Origin of the sequence: Kitasatospora sp. NPDC047058, from assembly GCF_040643935.1 — a bacterium.
In the GTDB taxonomy this organism is placed as follows: Bacteria; Actinomycetota; Actinomycetes; order Streptomycetales; family Streptomycetaceae; genus Kitasatospora.
In genome coordinates, this window is sequence record NZ_JBEYVJ010000081.1 from 16,006 (window position 1) to 27,953 (window position 11,948).

An 11,948-nucleotide genomic window follows, 5' to 3' on the forward strand; every position below is an offset into this window, starting at 1 on the left:
GCTACCTGAAGCTGATGTAGGCGATGCTTGTGGGACCGGTTGCGAATTCGGTGGCGTAGCTGAATCCAGTGGTTGAGAAGCCGTTGACCTGCCACCGGCACAGGGTGCCGTTGCCGTCGTAGTAGGTGCAGACGGGGAGCGTGGTGGTGGACATGGTGGGGCCGTAGGTGACGCTGTGTGTGCCGGACCCTGATGTAAAGTCGATCTTGTCGAAGATCAGCGCCTGATCGGAACTCTGAGCGCCGAACTGCATCCGGCCGACCAGAGTGGCCCTCGTGTCAGACACATTGTGATTCCAGTAGCCGCCGCTCACACCGCTGCTGAAGCTGCCGGAATCCCCGTAAAAGTACGCCCCACTTGGCGTGGTCCCGTAGATGGACCCCGATTGGGCTGAAAGAAACGACCCCGACTCGTGGTTCGTGTATGCCCCTACGGAGTCGGCTATGAATCCGCCCGCTCCGTCGTACCCTGCGAAGTAGGCGCTGTCTGTCATGACGGCCGATACGTAGCTTGTGATTCCGTCCGCGGAGAATCGCCCGAAGTCGATGCGGTCCTCCGCCAGCTTCACCAGGCTGATGCGACCGTTGGTGTGTGTGCCGGACTGCATGCCGATATTGGCCATGCTGCCCGTTCCCCAAGCGTTGATGTAGCCGTAGTCGGTGCCGTCGGTGTTGTAGAACCGGATAGTGGCTTCACCTGAGTTGCTCGGGTTGATAACGATGCGACGGCCTGAGGTGGCGGTGGAGATCTCGCCGACGATGGTGACGTTGCCGGTCGCGGCCTCGGCGTAGAACGTGCGGGTACCGCCCGCGTTGTAGGTACTGATCCCGCTGGCGTTGAGTTCGACGCGGGCCCCGGTGTCCGCGGTCTTGATGCGGGCGCCGACGATCCAGTCCGCGCTGATGGTGCCGGCGGTGACCTTGGTGACGGTCAGGTCGGAGATGTGGGCGTCGTCGATCAGCAGCGCCGTTGCCGATGCGGCGGTCGACGGGGCGCTCTTGTTGCCTGCGATGTCCACGGCGATCACGCGGACGTAGCGGGTGGAGACCTCCTCGACCTGCACGGTGGTGACCACGGGGATCTGGGCCTGGATCATCCCGGAGGTGGCGGAGACCTTGCCCTTCAGGGTGGTCGTGCTCGGTGTGAAATTGGGCTCGTACTCGACATGGACCTCCAGGTGGTGAAGGTCCGACTCCAGGTTGTACGTGCCGCCTGTGGCTTTGCCGAGGGTGTGTGTGACCTGCAGTGCGATCCGGGACCCGGCGACCGATGGGGCGGCCGGCGTGCTGGGCGGGATGTTGTCGGACGTGGCGGTGAACGTCGTCGTCGACGACCAGGACCCCGCGTTGCCGGCCTTGTCGACTGCCCGGATCTGTACGTCGTAGCCGATCCCGGGCGACAGGTCCTGCAACTGCACCGAGTTCGTGCCCCACGCGACGTAGACCGTCTCCCATTGGCCGGTTGGCGCGGCGAACGGTTGCCGCCATTGCTGGAGGTCCTGCCAGCGGACGACGGACAGCTGTGCCCACGTCGCGGGGTAGATGAGGTCGGTGTCGACGGCGTAGCGAATTTCGAAATGATCGCCGTCGAGGACGGTGGAGCCGTCGACGTTGTTCGGCGCGTTCCACGTGATGATGACCCGGGAGCGGGTGAACCCGCGGTTGTCGAGGTACGCCGCCCCTGAGAACGGTGTGACGAACACGGGCACGCCGGGGATCGAGGTGTCTGCGGTCGGTCGGGAGCCGACGGGCTCTGTGCCCGAGTTGGTGAGCTGGCGGGCGAAGTCGCCGACGACGACGGATGTGGCGCCCTGCTGTTCGAAGGCGACGTAGTCGGTGAGGTCTGTCCAGGCGCCGGCCGCGGACCGGTAGGCGACGGTGTGTCCATCGGTCACCGGCCAGGTGGCCTCTGTGACCTGAAGCTTCAGCGGGTTGATGCGCTGGCCGCGGAAGACGACTTCGTTGCTGGTGTCGAGGAGGCCCTTGTCGGGGTCGTACGCCCACACGTAGTCACCGGGTGAGAACGACCCATCGATGTCGTAGTCGAGCGTACTCAGGGTGAGGCCGCGTTGCGGCGACACGAACTGCGACAGGGCCAGCTGCGCCCGCACGCCCGCGTTGACCTGGGACGTGCCGGACTCGGACACCATTCGCGTCAGCTTGACTGTGTTGCCGTGGATGTCCTTGTACGGGTTGAGGACCGGGTTGATGTCCGCGGAGCCGGTGCTGATGGAGGCGCCTTCGCCCTGTGCGAGCAGCACGACGCGGGTGGTGTAGTCCTCGACGTCCTGCCCGTAGTTGAGCTGTCCGGGCAGGGCGCGCAGGGTCATGTCCTGGCCGGCGCCGCGCCGTACGATTGCGCACTCGGGCGTGGTGACGAAGAGGTTGGCCTCGGGGCCGGCGTCGAGCGTGCCAGTGCCGTTCACCCGCCAGGAGACCGGGACGGACGTTGTCGACATGGTCGAGCACACGTAGTTGATCGCCTTGCGGGGGGACTCCCACTGGTGAGTGCCGCTGTAGGTACCGGCCACCGAGTACAGGGTGCCCTCAGTGACGGCTCCGGATGAGGGCAGCAGCCCGCGGATGGCGTTGGCGAACGAGGCGCTCGCGAACTGCGTGCTGTTCTCGATCACCGAGCCTTTGTCGTCCTCGTCGCCCAACCAGGCCGCCATGCCGACGCCGCCGACGGTGACCTTGTCGCCGACGGCTTTGGTGCGCCCGTCGTCCGCGAGTGTCTTGGTGCGCATGACGCCGACGTAGCGGGCTGCTGTCAGCAGGTTGTCGCCGGTGGTGCGGACGTCGACCCGGCCGGGCACGATCGCGACGTGTCCGAACTCGACGAGGGCGTCGAGGACGTCGCGGGGGGTGGTCGGCTTGAGGTCGATGGTCCAGCGGCCTAGGGCGGTGAGGACGTCGGTGACGGGCATCAGCGCCTCACCACATAGGTCGACTCGGCGAGGGCGCCGATGTACTGGTTGCGGAGGTCGATGGCGGCGTCTCCGGACACGGCGGATCCTCCGCCGGCGACGACGCCGAGCCAGAAGTCCAGCGTGGTCGTGGACGCCTTGCTGACACCGCCGTTGGCATGCGCCGTGAAGGACCTGGCGGACCCACAGGCGAACCGGTTGCCGTCGGCGTCGTTTCCGGTGGCGACGACGTAGCCGGACGCCGCCGCGCTGGTGTTGGTCTCCGTGGTGCGCAGGTAGACGGCGAGGGTTGAGGAGGAACCGGACTGCAGGTATCCCTCCAGGATGCGGGAGCCGCGGCGGAGGACGAGGTCGAGCGTGGCCCGGCCGGGAGAGCGGGGCGCTGTGAGCCGTAGGACGCATTGTTCAAGGTCGTTACGGAGGATCGTCGCGGTATCCCATGCGGCGACGTTCGAGCCGCCCACGGTGATGTTCCACAGTTTGGAGTGCCAGGCACTTCCCGTGTAGGCCTGCACGTCGAGGACGCCGGCGGTCGCGGTGGGTGTGACGTTGACGAGGGCGTTCCCGAGTGTCCATCCGGTGACGGGAAGGGGCTGGCTGGTGCCCTCGATCTCGAAGCCGGTGCCGGTGGCGGCGATGGTGTCGTTGATGCGGACCCGGCCGGCCAGGTAGGCGGTGGGGTCGCATCCCCACCGTGGGTTGGCGCCGGTGGGGATGCTGCGGTAGACGGTCATGGTGCCGTCAGCGCCGGTGCGGGTCATGGTGGAGGGGCTGGTCGCGCCGGTGTAATAGGTGGTGTGGCCGATCGGCGGGGCGTGCCAGGTCTCTCCGGTGAGGGAGAAGTCGTTGCTCCTAACCACGCCGGTCAGCCGGGACTGCAAGTCGATCTCCCCTACGGCGCCGAGCCGCTCCAGGCTTGCCTTCCAGGCGGAGGTGACGGTGTCGTTGACGTACTCCCGCAGCGCCGCCGACGAACCCTTCACCGAGTAGTAGCCGTTGCGCTCCGCCTTATCCGTCCACGTCACTGCGACGACACCGCCCTGGTCAAGGGCGAGGACGTTGTCGTGCCGGGCGACAAGCACTGGGCGGGTCAGGGGTGGCGTGGACTCCTGGCCGTCCACGTCGAGGGTGCGCACGTCTCCGCCGGTTTCGGTGACGGTGAACGTCTCCCGGAACGTAGTGCGGCCGAGTTGCAGGGTGCCCCAGGTGCCGGCCATCAGCGGGCCCTCCCTCGGTCGTAGTCACGGAGTGCGTCTTTGATCTCCAGGACGAGGGCGTCGGCGATCCGCCTGCGGTCAGCGGTCGATGCCATGTCGAAGCTCCCGGTGATGTTGATGTTCTGGATCGTGATGCTCGGCGCCGCCTGGGTTGTAGGTACGGAGGGAGCGGCGAGTGCGGGTGCCTGCGCGCCCACGGCGGGTGCCACGAGAGACCCGGGAAGGGCCGGTGAAGCGGTCGCGACCTGCGGACCTGCGATTGCGCCGACCGATGTCCCGGCGATTTCGGCGGTCACACCCTGGAGCTGGCCGCGCAGTGCGGGAAGCTGGCTGCCGATGCCGGTCATGAGGCCGCCCATAATGGCGCGGCCGGCGGGGGTCAGCAGGCTGGCGTCCCGGTCGGCGGGGCCCTTCCAGTCGGGGATCAGGTCGGTGACGGAGTTGAGGAGCCCCTTCAGGTCGTTGATTTTGGAGCGCAGGCCGCCGATCAGACCCTCCAAGATCTTCTTTCCGGTGTTCCAGAGCAGGCTGCCGAGGTCACCGAGGGCGTCAAGGATGTGGCCGGGCAGGTCGCTGAAGAAGTTGGTGATGTCGCCGCGGTGGTTGTACAGCCAGCTGACACCAGCCTGGATGGCATGGCCGAACGCCTCGGTGAGCTTCGTCGCCAAGGTGATGACGGCGTCGTATATCTTTCCGGGCAGCTCGATGAACAGCCTGATCGCCTCGTTGATCATGCCCTTGACGACCTGCTTCGCGGCGTCGAATGCCCCGCTGAAGTCGCCCTGCAGCAGCGCAGTGATCACGTGGATCGCCGGGATCACGATGTTATTGATGTAGGCGGCGAGCTCACCGGCCAGGATCGACGCGAGCTGCCCGATCGTCTGGATGATCGGCAGCAGCACAGGCATCAGCGCACCCAGCAGCGGCCCGATCAGCTGGGCGAGAGCGACGAGCAGCGGCGCCAGCGCCTCGACAACGGAAAGCAGCGCAGTCGACAGCTCGGTGATCGACGGCTGCAGCGCGGTCAGCAACGCACTGAAGACCGGCAGGACATCCGTGATGATCGCCGTGAAAACCTGCATCAGCGGCGGCATCACCTGGGAGGCCAGCGCAGTCAGCACCGGCATCACAGCCGATCCCACAATTCCGGCGATCTGCACGAAAAGCGGCGCCAGCCCCTGAATGGACGCCGTCAGCGCGTTGACCAGCGGCGTTAGGACCGGCAGGGCCGCCGAAATCAGCTGGCCTATCAGCGTGACGACCGGCGCCAGCGCGACCGCCAGCGCCGAGATGGCCTGGCCCGCCGCCGTGAGCACGGGTCCCAGCGCGGTGATGATGGACGACAGGGCCGGGCCAAGCGCCTGGATCAGCGCCTGAACGCCGGGCGCGAGCGCCTGAATGACCGGGCCGAGCGCGGCGAGCGCCTGCCCCAGAAGTGGCGCCGCCGTGCCGGCGAGCTGGTTGAGGGTGGAGAACAGAGTCGTCAGCGCAGCCTGGACCTCCGGCATCGCGGTGACCCGGCGCAGCTCCGCGAACGCGGCGCCGAGCATGCCGAGCGCGTCCCCGCCGGCGGCGCCAACAGCCCCCAGGACATTGCCCAGCGTCCCGAGGACATCGCCGAGGACCCCGCCGAGCTGCTTCACCAGGCCCAGCGCAGAGTTGATCACCTCTGTCAGGCGGCCGGAAGCAAACGACTCGGACAGCCGCGTGCCGAACGATCCGACCGTCTCCCCGATCGCAGTCGTGATCTGCTGGAACGCCGGCGCGGCGGCTGCCGTCAGCTGGCCGAACGCGGTGAGGAGCTGGCCGGGTACCTGCTGCAGGGGGCGCAGCCCGTCGTTGATCCCCGCGAACGCGGCCTTGAGCGTGCCAGTCTTGCTGAGCTGGTCGACGGCGTTCATCGCGCCGAGCGCCATGCTGTTGAGGACGTCGGCCGTGCCGACCATGCCTGCCCGAAGGTCTGGCAGTACCTGGTGCGCCACCGCGGTGAGTGTCGTGCCGAGTCCCTCGAACAGGTGCTGCTGGACGTCCAGGCGCAGCGCTGTCCACTCCGGTCCGAGCGCGCGGACGGCTTCGACGAACTCGCGGGCGGACGGGGCGAGTTTGGCCATGGCGTCGGCGAAGGCGTTCGCCCCGGCGGCTGCCGCAGTGGCCTGCTTCTGGTGGGCGTCGGCGAGGTCTTCCTCGGCGCGCTTCAGTTCCTCCTGAGCTTTGGCGACGCGCTGCGCGCCTTCGACGCCCGCGTCGGCGGCAGCCTGCCGGGCGTCCGCCAGATCCCGCTCCGACCGGGCAACGTCCTCGGTGTTGGACTGGGCGGTGCGAGAGGCCTCCGTGTGGGCGTCCGCCAGCTCGGTCGTGGCATCCCGGGTGTCCTGAGTGGCCTGCGTCAGGTTCTCCTGAGCGGACCGCACGACGTCGGAACCCTCGACGCCGGCCTGTGAGGCGCGTTTCTGCTGCTCCTCCAGCCGCCCGTTCTCCAGCCGCTGCTCGACAAGGGCCTGCTTCGCCTGGTCGTAGGCAAGCTGCGCCTTGTCGACCTGGTCCGCGGTCGCACCCGAGCCGGCCCGCTTCACGTTGGCGAGGTCGACCTCGGCCTCCGCCAAGCGCATGACGTCGGAACGTTCCTGCAGCCGGCCGTCCGCTACCCGGTTGGCGAGGTCCTCCAGGTCCTGTGCGGCCTGCTGGCGTGCGGCCTCCAGGTCCTGCTGCGCCCGCAGCGATTTGGCTTGCGCGTCCGCGAGCTTGCGTTCGGCGTCGGCGACGTCGCGCAGCGCCCGGGCGGACCGGTCGGATGCTTGCTGGCGGGCGTTGGCGAGCGCGAGTTCGGCGTCCCCGACGTCGCGGTTGGCGCGTTCGACACGGCGAGCGGACTCTTCGGTCGCCTGCGCCACAGAGTCCTTGGCGTCCGCGACCCTGCGCTCGGCGGCCTCAATGGCCTTCGCCATTCCGTCGGCCCCGCCACCACCCCCGCCACCTCCGCCGGTCGCCGGGGCGAACGCGGCCTTGAACGCACCGCCGACCCCGCCCAGGCCCACCTTCAGCGTGCCGAGGATCGCACCGAGTGACGCCACCGCAGGTGCGGCCACCGCGGCAGCCGGGCCCATCGAGATGATCGCCTGCCCGAGCGACACCAGTGTCGGGATCGTACCGGCGGCGGACGCCATCAGGACACGCGCACCAGTCGACGCGATCGACAGGCCAGCAGCGGCCCCTCTCCCGCTGTCCCCCGCCGACGTCAGCGACTGCGCCAGGCGGTTGACCTGCCCGATCTGCGACTGGTCGACCCGGACACCGACCTCGGCAGCCTGGGCGCGCTCCACCCGTACGTCGATCTGCGCGGTGCGGCGCCGTGCCAGCCGGTCCAGCAGCGCGCCGGCGACCGCCATCGGCGCGGCCGCGATCTCGGGCTGCATCATCGCCGCCATCGGGCTGGCCAGTTGCCGCAGTCGGGCCTGTACGCCCATGGCGGCGGGCTCGTCCCACACCGGCCGGATCGGCACCTCCACCGGGGTGCGGAGCCGGTCCAGGTGTGCGTCGACGATCTGTGCGGCGGTGGAGTCCCACTCCGGGCGGATCGTGACCTCGATCGTCTCGCGGAGCTGCTCCAGGTGCGCCTGGATCACAGGTGTCGTGGAGGAGTCCCAGTCCGGTTCGACGGGGATCTGTACCGGGTCCTGCAGGGCGTGGATGCGTGCCTCGACGATCGCCGCGGCGGAGGAGTCCCATTCGGGGGCGACGTTCGGCCGGATCGGGGTGTGGAGAGCGGTGAGTCGCGCTTCGACGGTGCTGATGGCGATCTCGTCGAGCTGCGGCGACACGGGGATCTGGATGTCGTCGCCGACCTGGCGGCGCCACCGGTTGATGCGGAACTGCGCGAGCCGGCTGATGCGGGCCGTGATCGGGATTTCGATCGGCTGGGAGACCTGCGCGCTGATTCGCGTGATGCCCTGGTCGAGGCCGGTGGTGCTGACGCGTGCGCCGGTCGACGCTGTGGTGGTGGCCGCGGCGAGGAGTGGCTGCAGGTGGGAGACGTATTCGTCGATCTGCTCTGGCGTCGGCAGCGGCAGGGTCGGGGCGAGGACGACTTGCAGTGGCTCGGCGACGAGTTGCTGCAGGTCGGCGTGGGCCTCGGCGGTGGACACGACGGCCACGACGGGAACGGCCCGCTCGCGGGTGAGTGCGTCGATTTGCGCGCGGGCCTCGGATGTTTCGACGTGGATCTCGATGCGGCGGGACAGTTCGTCGAGGCGGGCGCGGACGGCGCCGTCGTCGAGGGAGGCTTGGACCTGGACGGTGAGCGGCCGGGCCAGGGTGGCGAGTTGGGCGCGTGCGGTGGAGGCGTCGAGCTCGACGATGGCGTCGATGGTGAGCTTGTCGCCCAACAGTTGCCGCTTCGCTGCCTCGTACTTGGACTTGTCCATCGAGACTTCGACGTAGCCCTCGGCCACCCGGAACGCCATCTGTACTCACCTCCTACTCGATCGCTCGTGTCACGCTCACCAGCCCAGGGTGGGTGAGGCGTAGCTCTGTCAGGTCCATCTCCTGGCCGCGCCCCGCCTGCTGCTGGGATGAGCCCGGCTCGGGCCCCGCTCCCTCACGCTGCTGCTCGACGCGCCTGGCCATCACCCCGCCGTAGGCCGCGATCCGCTCACCGAGCCGCACCCACCGGGGGCCGTCCAGGTCGGTCTGGTCGATGCCGTGGATCGCGAGGAAGTCGGACTCCAGGTCAACTTCGTGGTCGGCCATCCACGCGTACCGCTCGAACGACGCCCTGACTGGTTTGGTCCAGGTCAGCTCTTGCCTTTTCCCAGCTCGTCCGCCTGGCCGACCATCAGGCTGACGACTGCGGTGAGGATCTGCTCCAGCTCCGCGGGGCCGACGTCGTCGGACTGCTCCACTGCCGAGTAGGCGTCGGGGCCGAGGATGCGCTCCATCGCTCGCTGGGCGGCGGCCATGTCGCCGACGGTGCGGGCGAGTCGGAGGTATTCCAGGGTGACGCTCTGGCTGACCCTGCGGGGAGCGGTGAACGCCTGGTCGTCGATGTAGAAGAGGGTGACGGTGTCTTCGGTGTCGGTGCTCTGGCGCTTGCTGGTGAGACGGACGGGTTCGAACGGGGCCGCCGGGGCGGGCTCGGCGTTCGGGGTCTTGGGGCGCTTCGGGCTGGTGCGGGTGGCCATGGGTGCTCCGGGAGGGCTGGTTGGGGGGTGGGGCCCGGCGGCGTGGACGGTCGCCGCCGGGGCTGGTCAGGAGGTGGCTTCGGCGATGTGGAGTGGTGCGAGGACCGAGCTGACGTAGTGGGCGCTGAAGGCGGCCTTGAGGACGGTCTGCTTGTCCTTCGTGTAGGCGAGCTCGACCGAGTCGGTGTTGAGGACCTTGCGGACGATGACCCGGCGGCGGAAGCTGTTGGCGCCCCAGCCGTCGAACAGCAACGCGGTGTAGTTCGGCTGTGTTGCTGAGCTGGCGAACGACGGTTCGAAGGTCTTGTAGCCAGCGCCGCTGGCTGCGGTGCCGCCGTTCATGAGCACCGAGAGGTTCTCCAGGGTGGCTTCCGCCAGCGACGTTTCGACGCTCATGTCCCGCTTGGTGAGGCGGCTTCCTGCCCGGTCGACGATCTGGTCGACCTCCAGAGCCGTGTACGTCTGGTCGATCTTCAGGGTGACGCCGTCCATCGTTCCGCCCATGTCCGTCCACGCGGACGCGGCGGGGGTGGCGTTGATGGCGACGTTGGTGTCCGCCGGCTCGGTGGCGCCGAACACGCCCTGGTAGAGGGTTGCGGGGCCGAGGAGCAGGTTGGCGGTGGTCACTGCCATGGGTCAGTCCTCCAGGACACGGTGGGAACGGTGGCCGGGGTGGAGGGGCCCCTGGTGCGGCGGGTCATCGGTAGTCCTCCCGGCGGAGCGGGAAGCAGTGGTGCTGGAACTGCGGGTGGAACTGCAGCGGGATCGTGTGCTCGTTGGGGATGTCCCGGGGGCAGCGGACGGGGCGGGCGCCGGTGATGAGGAATTCCAGCTCAGGCCGGGAGTTGTGGACGAGGACGCGGCCGCGCCACGTCAGCAGCTCCCGGCTGGATTCCCCCTGCAGCGCCCACCGCTCGACCCCGGTCATGACGCGACCTCCACCCAGTTCACGGACAGGCCGAGGTTGATCCGCGCGTACGACGCCTCGTCGTCCGGGACCCGCCGCGGCTCGTACGTCGAGTAGGCGGAGAGGACGCGGGCCCGCGGGAACGTGCCTGGCAGGGTAAGGAGACGCGGGGTGCCCTGGTGGTCCCAGCACGCAGCCTGGATCCGCTCGGCCAGCAGCGTCGCCCGGTTCCACGGCGGCCGGCCCGACGAAGGGGCAACAGCCCAGCAGTCCACCGAGACGACGGGAGAGCGCATCGGCACGTACGGGTCCGCGCTGCCGCCGATCGTGGCGACGGTCACGAACCCGGACGCAGCCCAAGTGCTGTTGTCTCGCGGGAGGGTAGTGGCGGCGATGTCGCCGACAACGCCACGAAGCCAGGCGACGGTGACGAGCTCTGTCGTGGCCCGCAGGATCGTGGTCATCGCAGTGCCCACTGCCGCAGCAGAGCCGGCCGGAGGAACGGGAACGCTGGCGTCCCGGGGTGATTGACCTGGGCAACGGGGTGCGCCGCGCCCTCCCAGTACAGGGCCTTCTTCGTCTTTGGCCGGATGATGTGCGGCCCGGTGCCGTACTCGACGTACCGCCAGTACGAGACATCCGTGCTCACCCGCATGACCAGCCCGTTGACCTCGGAGACGATCGACTGCTTGAGGCGGCCGGTGTTCACCCGCGCCAGGCCCTGGGCGACGGCGGCCATGTCCTGTCCGAGGTGCACCATCACTCGGTGCAGCTCGACGTCCAGATGGGCGTCGGCACTCGGGTCGAGACGCATCGACATGGTCCGCCGTCCTCTCCGGATCGTCGGGTGGGGTGGCCGCCCGGTCTCCCCGGGTTTGGTGGCCGCTTTAGTTGATGAGCTTGAGGTCCAGCCGGAGCATTGGTGTGAAGCCGAGCGCTGCCGGCTGGGTGACGGCGGTGATCTCGTAGATGCGGCCGGTGCGGTCGTCCCGCAGTCGGTCGTCTTCGGTCACGTCGGTGCCGGGCCGGATTCGTGCGACGGCGTAGCGGACGACCCGCGGTGTCGGGTTGTTCGGGGTGGTGATGGTGCGCGAGCCTTCGATCAGGCTGGCGGGGATCCCGGTCTGGCCGTCGGTGCCGGCCTCGGCGGGGAGATCGTAAATATCCTCACAGAGGTCAGTGCCGGTTCCTCGGAGCACGGTGACGGTGGTGGTGGCAATCATCGCGTTCCCGGCATCGGGTGCCACGTCATGTCGTCGTCGGCGCCGTCCCTGAGCGGGTCGAGGCCGTAGTTGCTACTGCCGTCGACGAACGGCGACCGTACGTGAAGGGTGCGGCTGCGCCGCCACGAGAGCCGGTTGATCGCCCTTGCGGCCATCGGCGCGAGCACGACCGCGTCCCCGGTGAGGTTCGCTGAGACGCCGTCCTGGGTGGACGACGTCAGGTCCATTCGCGATTCCAGTCCGGGCTGCTGTGCCGCCCACACGGCTTGGTAGGCGAGGGCCCGGCCGAGCCAGTACAGGTCTCGCGTGCGGATCCTGGCGGTATCGCCGTAGGTTCGGCCGCACATCACCTCAACCGCGGCCTGGGCGGTGAGGATCTGCTGGTCTGTGGCCTCGACGCCGGTGACGGCGAGCACCGTTGCGGTGTCGGTCCATGCCTGAATGGTCATCGCGCGCGGCCTCCGGCCGGGCCCGCCCCCCCCCCCCGGGGCGGTGCGG

11 protein-coding genes are annotated in these 11,948 nt (G+C 68.8%); all 11 read right to left on the reverse strand.

Annotated elements, in window-relative coordinates:
• Nucleotide 1 precedes the first annotated feature (1 nt).
• Entirely contained in the window at nt 2-2,926 is a 2,925-nt protein-coding gene (locus tag ABZ885_RS15475) for a fibronectin type III domain-containing protein (protein WP_360187912.1), read from the reverse strand.
• Entirely contained in the window at nt 2,926-4,143 is a 1,218-nt protein-coding gene (locus ABZ885_RS15480) for a hypothetical protein (RefSeq protein WP_360187914.1), read from the reverse strand. The genes ABZ885_RS15475 and ABZ885_RS15480 overlap by 1 nt, the downstream gene beginning before the upstream one ends.
• The gene (locus ABZ885_RS15485) at nt 4,143-8,603 is read right to left on the reverse strand and encodes a hypothetical protein (protein ID WP_360187916.1); all 4,461 of its coding nucleotides are present in this window, start codon (nt 8,601-8,603) and stop codon (nt 4,143-4,145) included. The genes ABZ885_RS15480 and ABZ885_RS15485 overlap by 1 nt, the downstream gene beginning before the upstream one ends.
• A gap of 13 nt (nt 8,604-8,616) precedes the next feature.
• Nucleotides 8,617-8,889: a hypothetical protein gene (locus ABZ885_RS15490; protein ID WP_360187918.1), complete on the reverse strand. Its 273-nt coding sequence runs from the start codon at nt 8,887-8,889 to the stop codon at nt 8,617-8,619.
• Between the two features lie 44 nt (nt 8,890-8,933).
• The gene (locus ABZ885_RS15495) at nt 8,934-9,320 is read right to left on the reverse strand and encodes a hypothetical protein (RefSeq protein WP_360187920.1); all 387 of its coding nucleotides are present in this window, start codon (nt 9,318-9,320) and stop codon (nt 8,934-8,936) included.
• 66 nt (nt 9,321-9,386) lie between these two features.
• Nucleotides 9,387-9,953: a hypothetical protein gene (locus ABZ885_RS15500; RefSeq protein WP_360187922.1), complete on the reverse strand. Its 567-nt coding sequence runs from the start codon at nt 9,951-9,953 to the stop codon at nt 9,387-9,389.
• 64 nt (nt 9,954-10,017) lie between these two features.
• Nucleotides 10,018-10,248 (reverse strand): hypothetical protein, encoded by a 231-nt coding sequence (locus tag ABZ885_RS15505; RefSeq protein ID WP_360187924.1) that lies wholly within the window; start codon nt 10,246-10,248, stop codon nt 10,018-10,020.
• Nucleotides 10,245-10,691, reverse strand: coding sequence for a hypothetical protein (locus ABZ885_RS15510; protein ID WP_360187925.1), 447 nt, complete (start codon nt 10,689-10,691; stop codon nt 10,245-10,247). The genes ABZ885_RS15505 and ABZ885_RS15510 overlap by 4 nt, the downstream gene beginning before the upstream one ends.
• A complete protein-coding gene (locus ABZ885_RS15515) occupies nt 10,688-11,047 on the reverse strand; it encodes an HK97 gp10 family phage protein (protein ID WP_360187927.1) in 360 nt (119 codons plus the stop codon). Before ABZ885_RS15515 ends, ABZ885_RS15510 begins: the two co-directional genes overlap by 4 nt.
• A gap of 67 nt (nt 11,048-11,114) precedes the next feature.
• Nucleotides 11,115-11,450, reverse strand: a complete 336-nt coding sequence (locus ABZ885_RS15520; protein ID WP_360187928.1) for a hypothetical protein — start codon at nt 11,448-11,450, stop codon at nt 11,115-11,117.
• Nucleotides 11,447-11,899 carry a hypothetical protein gene (locus tag ABZ885_RS15525; protein ID WP_360187930.1) on the reverse strand — a complete coding sequence of 151 codons (453 nt, stop codon included), beginning with the start codon at nt 11,897-11,899 and terminating at the stop codon, nt 11,447-11,449. Before ABZ885_RS15525 ends, ABZ885_RS15520 begins: the two co-directional genes overlap by 4 nt.
• Nucleotides 11,900-11,948: the final 49 nt, after the last annotated feature.